12 protein-coding genes are annotated in these 13,761 nt (G+C 71.0%); 7 read left to right on the top strand and 5 right to left on the bottom strand.

Going from position 1 to position 13,761, the window contains the following annotated elements:
* The first annotated feature begins 268 nt into the window (after positions 1–268).
* The gene (locus OHB01_RS26965; RefSeq protein WP_328710249.1) at positions 269–1,726 is read left to right on the top strand and encodes an arabinofuranosidase catalytic domain-containing protein; all 1,458 of its coding nucleotides are present in this window, start codon (positions 269–271) and stop codon (positions 1,724–1,726) included.
* Positions 1,727–1,833: 107 nt separating this feature from the next.
* Here the strand turns inward: OHB01_RS26965 and OHB01_RS26970 are convergent, their stop codons facing one another.
* Positions 1,834–2,433 (bottom strand): TetR/AcrR family transcriptional regulator, encoded by a 600-nt coding sequence (locus OHB01_RS26970; protein WP_328710248.1) that lies wholly within the window; start codon positions 2,431–2,433, stop codon positions 1,834–1,836.
* 225 nt (positions 2,434–2,658) lie between these two features.
* Between OHB01_RS26970 and OHB01_RS26975 the strand changes: the two genes are divergently transcribed.
* Genes OHB01_RS26975 through OHB01_RS26985 form a run of 3 tightly spaced genes read left to right on the top strand, consistent with a single transcriptional unit; the run spans position 2,659 to position 6,059 of the window.
* On the top strand, positions 2,659–3,792 hold the full coding sequence (locus OHB01_RS26975; protein ID WP_328854140.1) for an MFS transporter: 1,134 nt from the start codon (positions 2,659–2,661) through the stop codon (positions 3,790–3,792).
* Between the two features lie 36 nt (positions 3,793–3,828).
* Positions 3,829–4,794 (top strand): glucosyl-3-phosphoglycerate synthase, encoded by a 966-nt coding sequence (locus OHB01_RS26980; protein WP_142648372.1) that lies wholly within the window; start codon positions 3,829–3,831, stop codon positions 4,792–4,794.
* A gap of 53 nt (positions 4,795–4,847) precedes the next feature.
* A complete protein-coding gene (locus OHB01_RS26985) occupies positions 4,848–6,059 on the top strand; it encodes an acyl-CoA dehydrogenase family protein (protein ID WP_147945493.1) in 1,212 nt (403 codons plus the stop codon).
* A 9-nt stretch (positions 6,060–6,068) separates the two neighbouring features.
* On the opposite strand, the gene OHB01_RS26990 is transcribed toward OHB01_RS26985, so the two are convergent.
* On the bottom strand, positions 6,069–6,914 hold the full coding sequence (locus OHB01_RS26990) for an alpha/beta hydrolase (RefSeq protein WP_328710246.1): 846 nt from the start codon (positions 6,912–6,914) through the stop codon (positions 6,069–6,071).
* A 30-nt stretch (positions 6,915–6,944) separates the two neighbouring features.
* Positions 6,945–7,895, bottom strand: a complete 951-nt coding sequence (locus OHB01_RS26995) for an alpha/beta hydrolase (protein WP_205830361.1) — start codon at positions 7,893–7,895, stop codon at positions 6,945–6,947.
* Positions 7,896–8,187: 292 nt separating this feature from the next.
* On the opposite strand from OHB01_RS26995, the gene OHB01_RS27000 reads away from it, so the two are divergent.
* Together OHB01_RS27000 and OHB01_RS27005 are read left to right on the top strand one after the other, a co-directional pair.
* Complete coding sequence (locus OHB01_RS27000) at positions 8,188–8,853, top strand: TetR/AcrR family transcriptional regulator (RefSeq protein ID WP_142648375.1); 666 nt, start codon at positions 8,188–8,190, stop codon at positions 8,851–8,853.
* Positions 8,854–9,206: 353 nt separating this feature from the next.
* Positions 9,207–9,554, top strand: a complete 348-nt coding sequence (locus OHB01_RS27005; RefSeq protein ID WP_142648376.1) for a hypothetical protein — start codon at positions 9,207–9,209, stop codon at positions 9,552–9,554.
* 282 nt (positions 9,555–9,836) lie between these two features.
* Here the strand turns inward: OHB01_RS27005 and OHB01_RS27010 are convergent, their stop codons facing one another.
* Positions 9,837–10,037, bottom strand: coding sequence for a hypothetical protein (locus OHB01_RS27010; protein ID WP_328854141.1), 201 nt, complete (start codon positions 10,035–10,037; stop codon positions 9,837–9,839).
* 89 nt (positions 10,038–10,126) lie between these two features.
* Between OHB01_RS27010 and OHB01_RS27015 the strand changes: the two genes are divergently transcribed.
* A complete protein-coding gene (locus OHB01_RS27015) occupies positions 10,127–13,117 on the top strand; it encodes an HNH endonuclease (RefSeq protein WP_328854142.1) in 2,991 nt (996 codons plus the stop codon).
* Between the two features lie 39 nt (positions 13,118–13,156).
* Here the strand turns inward: OHB01_RS27015 and OHB01_RS27020 are convergent, their stop codons facing one another.
* Positions 13,157–13,729 carry a hypothetical protein gene (locus tag OHB01_RS27020; RefSeq protein WP_328854143.1) on the bottom strand — a complete coding sequence of 191 codons (573 nt, stop codon included), beginning with the start codon at positions 13,727–13,729 and terminating at the stop codon, positions 13,157–13,159.
* Positions 13,730–13,761 lie beyond the last annotated feature (32 nt).

Below are 13,761 nucleotides of genomic sequence, written 5' to 3' on the forward strand. Positions count from 1 at the left end.
GCTCGCGGATGAAAGTTTCACGACATCCCATCGATGCGGGGTGACAACGTCAGGGAAGATGTCCAAGCGGTGCCGGGGCGATGCCCGGCCGTCCGAGACATCACATCTTTGCCCTTGACGGCGAAGCCTTCTTCACATTGACTCCGCATTACCGTCAAACCGCGAATCGGTGTCGGGCGTCGATTGATGTTAGCGCTAACACTGCCTGGCCGGGCCTACTGTGTCGCCGCCGTCCGCTCATGATTCCTGATCGAGAGGAGAAGGCATCATGGTTTTGGGAAGCCTGAGAAGGGCGCTCGCAGCCGGGGCCAGCGCGGTGATCGCCGCCGGCCTGCTGGCCGGCCTTTCCGCACCGTCCGAGGCCGCCACGCAGGGGCCGTGCGACATCTACGCCGCGGGCGGCACGCCGTGCGTGGCGGCGCACAGCACGACCCGCGCTCTGTATGGCAACTACAACGGCCCGCTTTACCAGGTGCGCCGTTCCTCCGACAACGCCACCCGCGACATCGGCGTGCTGAGCGCGGGCGGCGTCGCCAACGCCGCGACGCAGGACTCGTTCTGCGCCGGCACCACCTGCGTGATCACGATCATCTACGACCAGTCCGGCCGCAACAACCGCCTCACCCAGGCGCCTCCCGGCTACTGGAAGGGCCCTGCCGCGGGCGGATGGGACAACCTCGCTGACGCGAAGGCGGCCCCGATCACCATCGGCGGCCAGAAGGCGTACGGCGTCCGCGTGGAGCCCGGCACGGGCTACCGCAACAACAACACCAACGGTGTCGCGACCGGCGACCAGCCCGAGGGCATCTACGCCGTCGTCGACGGCACGCACTACAACCAGTGGTGCTGCTTCGACTACGGCAACGCGCAGACGGACGGCCAGGCCGACGCCCCCGCCATCATGGAGACGGTCTACTTCGGCGCCGACAAGCAGTGGGGCTACGGGTCCGGAGCCGGTCCCTGGATCATGGCCGATCTGGAGTGGGGACTGTTCTCCGGGGTGAACGCGGGCTACAACGACCTCGCACCCATCAACCACCGCTTCGTCACCGCCATCGTCAAGGGCGAGCCGAACCACTGGGCGATCCGGGGCGGCGACGCGCAGTCGGGCGGCCTGACGACCTATTTCGACGGACGTCGCCCCAACGGCTACAACCCGATGAAGAAGGAAGGCGCCATCCTGCTCGGCATCGGCGGCGACAACAGCGTCTCCGGGCGCGGCACCTTCTACGAGGGCGTGCTGACCTCCGGCTATCCGACGGAGGCCACCGAAAACGCCGTACAGGCGAACATCGCCGCCGCCGGCTACGCGACGGCGGGAGGCGGCGGCCCGCAGCAGAACGCCGAGATCGTCGGTGGCCAGTCCGGCCGTTGCGTCGACGTGCCGAACGCCGGCACCACCAACGGCACCCAGGTCCAGCTGTGGGACTGCAACGGACAGACCAACCAGCGGTGGACGTACACCTCCGGCAAGCAGCTGCAGGTGTACGGCAACAAGTGCCTGGACGCGTACAACCAGGGCACCACGAACGGCACCCAGGTGATCATCTGGGACTGCAACGGCCAGACCAACCAGCAGTGGAACCTCAACGGCAACGGCACCATCACCGGTGTGCAGTCCGGGTTGTGCCTGGACGCCAACGGCGCCGCCACCGCCAACGGCACGAAACTCATCCTGTGGTCCTGCAACGGGCAGGACAACCAGCGGTGGAGCCTGCGCAGCTGATTCCGGCCACCTGCTCCGGCACATCCCCGGTCACGCCGTCCGCGTGACCGGGGCGATCCGCGTGACCGGGGTGAAGGGTCTGGCGGGGGAGGTCCCGGCGGTGCCGGTCACCTGCTGACGGCGGCGCGGACGAACTCCACGAGGTGCTCGCGCAGCGCATCCCGTCCCTCGGGGGTCGCCGCCTCGTCCCCGACCATGATCCGGCCGAGCTGCGGCATGACGGTCGGCCATATCGCCATGCCCACCAGCGAGAACACCATCCGGGCGACCGATGCGTCCGGCTCCCGGCCGAGGCCCTCGGCGAGCGACTCGGTCTTCGACCGGCACTTGTCCACCCGGAGCTCCTGGCCGGGAAGCAGGTCGTCCTCGCCCCTGTAGTTGAGCGCCTCCCACATCAGCAGGCGTACCAGGTCGGGGTGGGCGGAGTAGAAGTCGAAGAGGTTGCCGACGTACTCCGCCGGGTCCTTGCCGGGCATCGCCACCGCCGCGGTGACCTCGTCGAGCGCCGCCTTGATGACGGTGTCGAACAGTTTCTCCTTGCTGCCGAAGTGCCCGTAGATCCGCTCCTTGTTGACCCCGGCCCGCTCGGCGATGCGGTCCACCCGCGCGCCCGCCACGCCGTACGCCGCGAACTCCGTCCGCGCGGCCTTCAGCAGGGCGGCCTTGGTGGCGGCGGTGGGGTCCTTGGCGTCTTTGCGGGGCGGCATCGGCGTCCTCCGTGTTCGTGAGCGGCTGGGGCTGAGGTGGCGCCTCAGCATACCCCTCGCACCACCAACTGGTTGGTTGACATCCAACTAGTTGGTTGGTTACGGTTCCTCGCCATGGACACATCGACTCCCGCCGTTTCCCCAACCGCGGCATCGACCTCCCCAACCTCGGCATCAACCGCCTCCGCGGCACCCCGTGAGACGTACGCGCCGGTGTGGCGAACCGTGGCCACGTTCGTGCCGGCCGGGCTCCTCGCCACCGGGCACCTCTACCTCGTGATCCCCCTGCTGGCGCGGATGTCGGCCGACTGGGGCACACCCGCCTCCGCCCTCACCTGGCTCGTGAGCGCCTTCGGCCTCGGCTACGCGGCAGGCTTCCTGGCGTTCGGCCCCCTGTCCGACCTGTACGGCAGGCGCCGCGTGATGACCTGGGGCATGGCGGCCACGGCGGTGACGACCGCGCTGGTCGCGCTGAGCCCCGGCCCCGGGACGGCGCTCGCCCTGCGGCTGGTCGAGGGCGTCACCACCGCCGTCTTCGCCCCCACCGCGTTCTCGTATATCGCCGAGCGGGTCGAACCCCGCCGCCGGACGTTCACGATGACCTCCGTGGTCAGTGCGCTGTTCGCCTCGGCCGTGGTGGCGCAGCTCGCCGGCAAGGCGCTCGTCGACCTGCTCGGGTGGCGGCCGGTCTTCCTGCTCGGCGGCGCCGCGTTCGCCGTCGTGGCCGTGGTGCTGCGCCGGGTGATGCTGCCCGACACCGGCCGCCGTGTTGCCGTGAACCCCTACGCCGTCGTCCCGGCGCTGCTGCGCAACCCGCGCCTGGTCCTGGTGTACGCCGCGACGCTGACGATTCTCGGCGCGTTCGTCGCCGTCTACACCGGGTTGCAGCTCCAAGGCCCGGCGGGCATCGCCGGCGACCCCTCCGCGCTGCTGACGCTGCGGGCCACCGCGTTGCCGGCGATCGTGGCGATCCCGTTCGCCACACCCTGCCTGGCCCGGATCTCCCCGGCCCGCAGGGCGGCGCTGGCCGTCGGGGCCGCCGCGGTGCTCGCGCTGGTGGTCGGGCTCGCCGCCCACGGCGTCGTCGCCCTGGCGGTGCTGCTGGCCGGCTTCGCCTTCGCGATCGGCGTGGCCGCTCCCGCCTTCATCGAGACCGTGGGCCTGCTGGCCGGTCCCGCGCGGGGCACCGCCGTCTCGCTGTTCACCTTCTTCCTGTTCACCGGGGCCAGCATCGGCCCGGTCGTGGCCTCGGCCGCCGCGTCGTACGGCTTCGCCGCCCTCATGTCCGGCGTGGCGGGGGTGCTGGCGCTGGGAGGGGGGCTCGTGCTGATCGCCTCTTCCGGCCGCCGCATAAGGTGATGCCAGTAAAACGTGGCGGACAGGGGGAGGACGGGCGTGCTGGCTGAGGTGGAGGCCTGGCTGAGTCGGCGTACCTCGTCGGCGGCCGACTGGCCGGCCCGCGCCCTGCTGGCCGCGAAGAGAAGCGCCACGATCTCGGTGGTGCTGCCCGCGAGGAACGAGGAGGAGACCGTCGGGGAGATCGTCTCCGCCGTGCGGCGCGATCTCGTCGAGGCCGTCCCGCTCGTGGACGAGCTGGTGGTGATCGACTCCCGGTCGTCCGACGACACGGCGGCCCGGGCCTTACGCGCCGGGGCGAAGGTCTTCGCGCAGGACGAGATCCTGCCCGAGCTGCACGATCCGCACTACGACGGCAAGGGCGAGGCCCTGTGGAAGTCCCTCGCGGTGACGACCGGCGACCTGGTGGTGTTCGTCGACGCCGACCTGCGCGAGTTCCGTACCTCGTTCGTGACCGGCCTGCTGGGACCCCTGCTGACCGACCCCGCGGTCGGATACGTGAAGGCGTGCTACGACCGGCCGCTGCTCGGCGCGACGGAACCGAACGCCGGGGGCAGGGTCACCGAGCTGGTCGCCCGTCCGCTGCTCAACCTGCACTGGCCGCTGCTCGCCGGGTTCGTGCAGCCGCTCGCCGGTGAGTACGCCGGCCGCCGTTCGGTCCTGGAACGTGTGCCGTTCGTCACCGGATATGGCGTGGAGCTGGGACTTCTCATCGACCTCCTCGACATGGTGGGGCTGGACGCGCTCGCCCAGGTCGACCTGGGCCGCCGCGTCCACTCCCACCAGTCGACGGAGGCGCTCGGCGGGATGGCCGGGCAGATCATGCACACCGCCTGGGCGCGGCTGGAGCGCCAGGACAAGATCGTTCCGTTGCACGAGCCGTCCGCGCGGCTCGTCCAGTTCGAACGCGGGCCCGCCGGGCACCGCCCGCTGACCCGCGACGTCGGGGTGTCCGAGCGCCCGCCGATGGCGACGGTGCCGCAGTACGCGTCCCGGCTGCGCTGATGGGCCTCCCCCTAGTGTTACCGTTGGTAACACCGAGGAGAGGAGAGCCCCCGATGACCTTCTGCCCCGAGTTGAGCGACGACCTTCGCGAACTACGCGACTGGGTCCGCGAGTTCGCCCGGGATGTCGTCCGCCCGGCCGGGGCGGACTGGGACGAGCGCGAGGAGACGCCCTGGCCGGTCATCCAGGAGGCCGCCAAGATCGGGCTGTACTCGCTGGACTTCTTCGCCCAGCAGTGGTTCGAGGAGTCGGGGCTCGGCCTGCCCGTGGCGTTCGAGGAGCTGTTCTGGGGGGACGCCGGCATCGGCCTGTCGATCGTGGGCACCGGCCTCGCCGCCGCCTCCATCGCCGCGAACGGCACCCCCGAGCAGATGGGGGAGTGGCTGCCCCAGATGTTCGGCACCGCAGACGACGTCAAGCTCGGCGCGTTCTGCTCCTCCGAGCCGGACGCCGGCAGCGACGTCGGCGCGATCAGGACGCGCGCCGTCTACGACGAGGCGAAGGACGAGTGGGTCCTCAACGGCGTGAAGACCTGGGTCACGAACGGCGGCATCGCCAACGTCCACGTCGTCGTCGCCTCGGTCGACCCGTCTTTGGGCACCCGGGGCCAGGCGTCCTTCGTCGTCCCGCCCGGCACGCGCGGCCTGTCCCAGGGACAGAAGTTCAAGAAGCACGGCATCCGCGCCTCGCACACCGCCGAGGTCGTCCTGGACGACGTACGGGTGCCCGGCCGGTGCCTGGTGGGCGGCAAGGAGAAGCTGGACGAACGGCTCGCCCGCGTACGCGCCGGTGAGCGGTCCGGTGAGCAGGCCGCGATGCGGACCTTCGAGACCACCCGCCCCCTCGTCGCCGCCATGGCCGTGGGCGTGGCGCGTGCGGCCTACGAGTACGCCCGCGACTACGCCCGCGAGCGCGAGCAGTTCGGCCGCAAGATCGGGGAGAACCAGGCGGTCGCGTTCCTCCTGGCCGACATGGCCACCCGGGTGGACGTCGCCCGGCTGATGACCTGGCGCGCGGCGTGGATGGCCCGGCACGGCCGCCGGTTCGAGCAGGCCGAAGGCTCGATGAGCAAGCTGGTCGCGAGCGAGACGGCCGTCTGGACGACCGAGCAGGCCATCCAGATCCTCGGCGGGGCCGGCTACACCCGCGAGCACCCCGTCGAGCGCTTCCACCGCGACGCCAAGATCTTCACGATCTTCGAGGGCACCAGCGAGATCCAGCGCCTCATCATCGGCCGCGCCGTCACCGGCCTCCCCGTCCGCTGATCCCGATCCTCACCCAGGGCCCACGCCTGTGAAGTCTCGGATGAGCCGGGCGAGTCTCGCCGGCTGGTCCAGGGGGATGAGGGTGTAGCTGTCGTCCACCTCGGCCAGTTGTCCGTACGGAAGGAGCTCGGCGAGGCGGCGGCCGTGTTCGGGCGGCATGACGCGGTCTTCGCTCGCCCAGACGACGAGGGCGGGGCGGTCGAAGCCCTTCAGGCGTTCGGCCACGCCGACCAGGAAGCCGGTGTCCGAGACGGCCGCCCGCAGTGTTCGCACGGTGTCGCGGCGGATCTCCGGCTGTGTCAGGACCGGCTTCATCCACCGGGCGGTGGCGGCGTCTCCTCGTTTGGTCAGCCATCCGAACGCGATCGGGAGCCGCCGCACCGCTCGGAGCCGCATCTGCTGCATGAACAGCCCGAACATCCGGGGCGGCAGCTTGCCGGCGAGCACGAGCGTCCTGCCCGTCAGCCCCGGCGGGAAGTTGTCGAACGCATCGCATGAGGCGAGCACGACGCGTCCCACGGGCGCAGCGTCATCGCACATGAGCAGCTGGACGAGCGCTCCGCCCGTGTCATTGCCGACGAGGGTGACGTCACGCAGGCCGAGGCGGTCGAGGAACTCCGCCACCAGCCGGGCCGCCCCGGGCAGCGACAGGTCGGCGCCGGGACGCATCGCGTGACGGTGCGCCCCGAGCGGCAGTGTCGGCGCCACGCAACGGTGATCGGCGGACAGATCGGAGATCAGCTCGTCCCACAGCGAGGCGTCCATCATCAGCCCGTGCAACAGCACGAGCGTGGGCCCGCTGCCGCCGGTGTCCTCATACTCGATCGTCCCAGCGGACAGCTCGATCTTCTTCACGTTCCCTCTTCTCAGTGCCGTACGGGCTTCTCAGTGCCGTACGGGATCGACGGGCGCGGGGCGATCCGCTCGCGCGGGTTCGAGCAGGTGCCGGCGCAGGAAGGACAGCTGGGCCTCGACCGCCTGCTCGTGCTTGTCCAAGAACGGGGCGTAATGCCCGCCGGATATCCGTACGAGCTCTCCGTGGGGAGCTCGCTTCGCCGCCCGGACGGACGGCTCGACGAGCGACGTCTGATCCTGGTCGCAGACGAAGACGAGCAGCGGGCAGCGCACCCTGGCCGCGTCCCGGCCGGGCCGGTAGGCCGTGAGGCGAAGCGCTGAACGGGCGGCGACCATCTGCTGCCAGTCCGGGTACCGTTCCGGACGCAGCGCGCGGCCGGTGTCGAGGGCGTCGGGTGTCGTGAGCATCGCGACGGTCCGCGGCTCTCCGACGAGCGGCACCAGCCGCGGTGGCCGGCCCACGAGACCGCCGAGGGCATCGAGAACGGCGCGGCCGGTGAACCGCAGCATCGCGAGTGGCCTCTGGTGACGTGCGGCGTTGCGGGCGGTGGCCGGGCCGTCGGCGTTCGGTGTCTGCGCGATCGCCGCGCCGAGCCGCGGGTCGCGCGCCGCGACGCGGAAGATGTGACCACCGGAGGCGGAGAAGGCCCAGACCGCGAGCCTGGCCGAATCGACTCCCGGCAGAGTCCGGGCGAAGTCGATCGCGGCCTGCCAGTCGTCGAGCTGGTCCCTGACCGGGAGGGCCAGGCGCGGTTGCCCGCCGCTCTCCCCGAGGCGGCGGTAGTCGAAGGCGAGGACCGCGAATCCGGCCTGGTTGAACCGCTTCGCGAACAGGTCGGTGGCCGGCTCCTTGGGCACCGCGAACCCACCGGCCATGACCACGCAGGCGGCGTTGGTGCCCGGATAGTGCCAGGCGGCGCACTCGGTGCCGCCGCTGGTGAAGCGAACTTTCTCCCGCTCCATGGACTCGCGTTCGCTCATCTGGGGGTCCTCTCCTCTGCTCGTCGGGGTCGTCGGGGTCGTCGGGGTCGTCGGGGTCGTCGGGATCTGTGTCGGGGTCTGTGCCGGGGTTGTCGGGAGCGGTCGGAGTCGGCGGGGTCGTCGGGGTTGTCGGGAGCGGTCGGGGATGCTCATGCGTGCCTTCCCGGGTCAGCCGATCGAGCATGCCCGTATCGTGAGGCATGCCTCAGCTTTGATTCGACTGTAGCACTAACATGAGGCACCCCTCATGATGGGTAACCTGAGGGGTGCCTCACGTCGATATCCTGGGATCATGTCGCGATCCGCCGAAGAGCCCGCCTACCTGGCCCGACCTCGGCGTCGTGATGCGCAGCGCAACCGGGAGCGCTTCATCGCCGCCGCTCAGGCCGCATTCGCGGCGAACGGCGTCGACGCCTCCCTGGAACAGATCGCCCGCGACGTCGGCCTGGCGATCGGCACGCTCTACCGGCACTTCCCCACGCGCATCGATCTCCTGCTGGCCGTCTTCGAACCCAAGGTGCAGAAGTTCGTCGAGACCGCCGAACACGCCCTGGCCATGGACGACGCCTGGGAAGGCTTCTGTGTCTTCCTCGAAGCGCTGTTCGGCATGCAGGCCGGAGACCGCGGATTCAACGACCTGGTCTCGATGCGCTTCCCCGCCAGCGAGCGCACCGAAGCGATGCACGACAGGCTCTACCACCTGCTGGAGAAGATCCTGCACCGCGCCCAGGAGCACGGCGTCGTGCGCCCGGACATCACCGTGGCCGACATCATCACCCTGGTCTGGGCCAACGGCCGCATCATCGAGGCCACGAGCCACACCGCGCCCCAGGCCTGGCGGCGTCACCTGCATCTCATGATCGACGCGTTCCGGGCCGAGAACCGGCACGACCTGCCGGAACCTCCGCTGACGGGAGAGCAGCTCTACGCGGCCATGGTCCACCTGAGCGGCGAGTAGTACCTGTCAGGTCGGCCGGGATGCCCGGCGTACGGATTATGGCCTGGTCGGCCGGGATGTCCCGGCTTACGGCCTGGTCGGCCGGGATGCTCGGCCTCCTGCGTGGTCGGCCTCCTGCCTGGCCCGGCGTGCGGCCTGGTCGGCCCTCTGCCTGCTCGGCCGTTCGCCCGCCACCTCGTCATCGTCCGCGCCGCTTACCGGCCTCCCCGCCCGTCGAGCGGGCCGAAGGCTCGGCCGACCTGCGTATCCGATCTCCGTCGCGGGTTGCTGTTTCGACCGGCGGTGGAGTCGCGTTCCCCCTGCCCGCCTACGCGGTGGGACGTCCAGGGTCGTCCAGGCCGGACGCGCCGCCCATGCGTCTGGCGCTCGAGCGGGGTGACGTCGCCGCTTCGCGGTGCGAGCTCGACCATGCCATCGCGTATGAGGTGCCCGAGGTGGTGCACCGGGCCCTGGCGTTCAAGGTGCTGGTGGCGGGAGCGGCGGGCGACGACGCGGCCCGCCGGGCAGCGGCCTCCTGCCTGGACGAACGGTCGGCGAACGGCACTCCCCGGGCCCGGCTCGCCGCCGACCTGGCGGTGGGCTGGACGTTCCAGGATCGCGCGCGGGCCGACGCGGCACTGGAACAGGCACGCGCCGACGGCCTGCCGTTCGAGGAGGCGCGGGCCCGGCTGGTCCTCGGCGTGCTCGGCGACGCCGGGTAGTTCCCCTTAACGGAGCGTCCACGCGCTTCGGTTCAGTCGGACACCACGGTCGGGACGTTGCATCGAGGACTGCCTCGCATCGCTGGGCTGGGGCTCCATATTTGCCCAGGTCAGGGTTTGATTCGATGGTGTGTTCGAGGTAGGCTTGGGGTAGCCGTTGCAGGTGAGCCTAGCTGGCGGGCCGTTGGCCATACGCCGTGTGTTGAGCCGAGTCTGTTGAAGGAAGTCCCGGTCCGGGCGGTCGGGAAACCGTTGTTTGCCTTCGTCTGTGCTCCTGGGGGTTCACCGCCGTGTCCGCGCCGCACTCGCCGTCCGCTGCCGCCGGGCAGCGCCCGGCACCGCCGGTGCCCTCGGCACGTCCAGGACGCCCGGCAGACCCGACAAGTCCAGCACGCGCGCCGCGCCCGCCTCGCCCGGCGCGCTCTGCGGACCCGAGCCGTCCGGTGGATCCGGCACCTTCAGCACGCCCGGCACACCCGACACGTGCAGCACGTCCGGTGGGCGGGGTGTCCTCCGCTGGCCAGGGTGGGGGCGAGGCCGGGGGCGAAGGTACCGGCGGTGGTGGGGTGCCGGTGGCGATTCCTGATGGGCTGGCGGTGATCCCGCCGGGGGCCGAGCTTGCGGGGGTGCTGGCGGGTATCGCTGTGGAGCGGGTGTCGGGGTTCGACACCGTGGAGGTGCTCAAGGCGGCCTACCGGCAGTCCTGTCATGACCGGGCGTGGTTTTTGCGGGTGCTGCTGGAGGTCGGGCTGCGTGAGGCGTGGTCCGGCGACAGCGTGGTCCGCCTGCAAACACCGGAGGAGTTCGCCCCGGATGAGGCGCGGGCGGCGCTGGTGTGGTCGCGCCGCCGCGCGGATTCGGCGTTCGAGCTGGCGTGGAATCTGCATCGCCGCCTGCCGGTGCTCGGTGAGGCGATGCTGGAGGGGGTGTTGGATGAGCCGCGGGCGGTGGCTTTCATCCGCTGGACGAGCGGGTTGACCGACGCCCAGGCCGGCTGGGTTTGCGAGCGTCTGGTGCCTCGGGCGGCGGGGTGGACGGTGGGCGAGCTGGTCGAGCACGTTCAGCGCATGGTGCTCGCGATCGATCCGGATTGGGCGGAAAAGCGTTATACCGAGGCGGTCCGCAGGCGGCGGGTGGCCGGCATGCGCAATGATGACGGCACCGCGACCGTGTCCGGGCTGGACCTGCCGGTGGAGCGGGCGGTGGCCGGGTGTGAGCGGATCGATGAGCTGGCCCGCGCCTGCAAACGCGCCGGGGACCGCCGCCCGATCGATCACATCCGCGCGGACTTGTTTTTGGGCAGCCTGGATGGCACCTTCGAAGGCCTGACCGACGAGCAGATCGTCACCCATGTCCTGGCCCACCCTCTCGTGGAACCCGGCGATCCCACCCCCGGCGACACCTCTGACGACATCCCCAGCTCCACCGGCTCGGCCGATGACCCCGCCGGCTCATCTGACGCCGCCACCGGCAAACCTGACGCCCCCGCAGGCACTACCGCCAGCCCCGCCAGCTCTGCCGGTACCCCCACAGGCGAGCCGAAGCACGAGCGCGAGCGCGACTACGAGCGGAGGTCGGGTAACGGACCCGAGCCGGAAGATGGGCACGGGCACGGGCGGAGGGTCGCTCCGGAGCCGGAGCGTGGGCACGCCCAAAGCGCCGCACCACAACCGGGGACGGAGCAGAGGCCGAGCACCGGAGCCACGCCTGCGTACGAGCGCGACCGGAGCGCCGCCTCCGAACCAGCGGCAGAGCACCAGCGGAGGCTGAGCACCGGACCCGAGTCGGAGCACGAACACGGGCGCGACCAGGTCACAGCACCCGCGCCGGAGCCGGAGCACGAGCACGAGCACGAGCGCGGCCAGAGCGCCCCACCCGAACCAGGGCCTGAACACGAGCGCGGGCACGACAACAGCGCCGCACCCGAACCGGAGGACGGGAACGCGTACGCGCACGGGCGGAGGGGCGCACCCGAACCGAGGCAGGAGCGTGAGCACGGCCAGGGCACCGCACCAGAGCCAGGGACGGAGCAGAGGCCGAGCACCGGAGCCACGCCCGCGTACGAACACGACCAGAGCGCCGCACCCGAACCGGAGGACGGGCACACGCACACGCACGGGCGGAGGGCCGCGCCGGAGTCTGAGCGAGGGCACGACCAGAGCGCCGCACCTGAGTCGGAGTCGGAGTCGGAGGGTGGGCGCGGGTGCGGGGAGCTTCAGCGGTCGCAGGGCCGCCTTGGTGGTGGGCCTGGCGCGACATCGTGGTCGGTGCCGGAGATACGGGTGGAGCTGACGACGTTGCTCGGGCACGATGAGCACCCCGCGCACCTGCCCGGCTGGGGCATGGTCCACGCCGCCCAGGCACGCCGCATCGTCACCGGCATGCTCGGCGGGCAGTGGCGCTATGCCATCTGCGCCGACGACGGGCACCTGCTCCTGGCCGGCATCACCCGGCAGCGCCCCTGCCCGCCCGCCCAACGGCCACCCCGCGACATGCGACGCGGCGGCATCGTCGAGCTGCAGATCACCCTCACCCAGCTCCACCGGCTGGCCGCCGCACCGGCCACCACCGGCGCCTGGGCACCCCTCATCGCCGACCTCACCCGTCAAGCCCACGCCCAGCTCGGCACCACCCCCGCAACCGGATCACCCCACCCGGCGGCAGCGCGCCACCCGGGCCGATCCTGTGACCCGGCGGCAGCGCACGCCCCAGCGGGATCGGGTGACCCGGCCATGCTGGGCGAACAGACCGACCCAGCCCACACGGCCGACATCACGGGCACGGCCAACACGGCAGGCGCAGTCAGCACCACGGACGCGGTTGGCACGGCAGGCGCAGTCAACACCACAGGCGCGGCTCGCACGGCCAACGCGGACTCGGCGGGCGCGGCCAACACGACGGGAGTGGCCAACACGGCTGACGTGGTCAACGTGGCGAACGCGGCTGGTGCGGCCGGTACCGCTGGGGTGGCGAATACGGCGAACGGGGCTGATCGGCGTCATGCCGATGCGGCCTTACGCCGATACGTCCAGATCCGGGGCCGGGTCTGCTCCTGGCCGGGCTGCCGCATGCCCGCCACCCGCACCGACCAAGACCACATCCAGGCCTGGGCCGACAACGGCGCCACCACCGCCGCCAACCTGCACCTGGCCTGCCGCCACGACCACCGCGCCAAGCACCTCGGCGGCTGGCGCGTCACCACCGCAGGCCCCCACCTCATCATCTGGACCAGCCCACTCAGACACCCCTACCGCAGCCCACTCCCGAAGATCATCCAGCCCGTCCCCGACCCCCAGCCCCGCACCTGGCCCGACGCCCCACCCGGACGCCTGCCCGCCGACCTCCCCGGAGCACCAGACACGATCATGGCCCCACCATGCCCTCCCCCATCCCCAACGGCACAAACCCCCGCAGAAACCCCGGCACAACCAACCCGTAGGCACGCGACGCACGCAGCAGGCGCGGGCAGCCCCGGCGCAAAGGAACACGACGACAGCAGATCAAAGGACGACGAATCAGGAGGAACACTCATCCAACGCGACCTCGAGACACCACCCTTTTGACGACCCCTCGCCACCGGCACCGTTCAAGGGAGAAACCACTCAAGGAAGACCGTTCAAGGAAGAAGCGTGTGCAGGGGAGCGGCCAGTTGCTGACGGTCGCTTCACAGCGTGCCGTTGTTCCATCGGCTGTTCCATCGGCGCGCCACTTCGGCCGCCGGATGGCGGATCAGCCCGCTCGCCGACGCCGCGGATCAACCCGCGGAGCTTCTCGAGCGCCAGGGGCAGCCTGCCCTTGCCCTGCAGGGCCTCCGTCTGCAGGGCCTCCGTCTGTAGGGCCTCCTCGGCCGCACCGAGCTCCGCCCGAGCCGCGATGTAGGTGTCCTCGGCGAGACGACCGTCCTCCCACGCGCGCCCGAGCTGAGAGCCGAACCCGGCGAGCGCCTCCACCAGGTCGGCCGGCCGATCAGGTTCCACGCCGAGCCGAACATCGCCCTGAACGGCTCCGGCCTGGACACCGACCCGGGCGTTGTCACGTGCGATGTTGTACGTCGCCCCGTGCTCGGGCATGGCGAATCCTTTCGCCGCCGGGCTTCTCGTCAGCCAACCACCGCCCCGGTCCTCGGGAGCGATCTCTTCTGCCAGCGCCGCCGCGAATGCCGTGGCGTTGACCACCACCCGCTGCTGTCAGCCCTGCCGTTTGTTGC

The sequence above is a fragment of the Microbispora hainanensis genome (assembly GCF_036186745.1).
Lineage (GTDB): Bacteria > Actinomycetota > Actinomycetes > Streptosporangiales > Streptosporangiaceae > Microbispora.

Coding starts and splice junctions, on each gene's coding strand:
- OHB01_RS26965 (WP_328710249.1), top strand. CDS start 269: ATGGTTTTGGGAAGCCTGAGAAGGGCGCTCGCAGCCGGGGCCAGCGCG.
- OHB01_RS26970 (WP_328710248.1), bottom strand. CDS start 2,433: ATGCCGCCCCGCAAAGACGCCAAGGACCCCACCGCCGCCACCAAGGCC.
- OHB01_RS26985 (WP_147945493.1), top strand. CDS start 4,848: ATGACCTTCTGCCCCGAGTTGAGCGACGACCTTCGCGAACTACGCGAC.
- OHB01_RS26995 (WP_205830361.1), bottom strand. CDS start 7,895: ATGAGCGAACGCGAGTCCATGGAGCGGGAGAAAGTTCGCTTCACCAGC.
- OHB01_RS27000 (WP_142648375.1), top strand. CDS start 8,188: ATGTCGCGATCCGCCGAAGAGCCCGCCTACCTGGCCCGACCTCGGCGT.
- OHB01_RS27005 (WP_142648376.1), top strand. CDS start 9,207: ATGCGTCTGGCGCTCGAGCGGGGTGACGTCGCCGCTTCGCGGTGCGAG.